Annotated in this window: 1 protein-coding gene; it reads left to right on the top strand. The window is 70.4% G+C overall.

Translation table 11 applies throughout. The features are described 5' to 3' along the window. Positions 1–270, top strand: a 270-nt coding sequence (locus ACQG3P_RS19810) for a TIGR00366 family protein (RefSeq protein WP_426805999.1), incomplete at both ends; no start/stop codon positions are given.

Below are 270 nucleotides of genomic sequence, written 5' to 3'. Positions count from 1 at the left end.
GCCTGGGCGGAAAAATGGTTCCCCGACGCGTATGTGTTCGCGGTGCTCGGCGTGGTGATCGGGGCAGTGGCCGCCATGGGCTTCGGCGCCACCCCGCAGGCCACCGCCAAAGCGTTCGGCGCCGGCTTCTGGAGCCTGATTCCCTTCACCATGCAGAGGGCCTTCGTGGTCATCGGCGGGTATGCCGTGGCCACCGCCCGGGTGGTGGCGCGCTTCATCGAACTGCTGGCGCGGGTGCCGCGCACCGGCCGGGGCGCAGTGGTGTACGTG

The sequence above is a fragment of the Stenotrophomonas sp. SrG genome (assembly GCF_050031795.1).
Classification (GTDB): Bacteria; Pseudomonadota; Gammaproteobacteria; order Xanthomonadales; family Xanthomonadaceae; genus Stenotrophomonas; species Stenotrophomonas rhizophila_A.
Note: the sequence above shows the minus strand (reverse complement) of the source record. Positions and strands in the feature narration are given on the sequence as shown.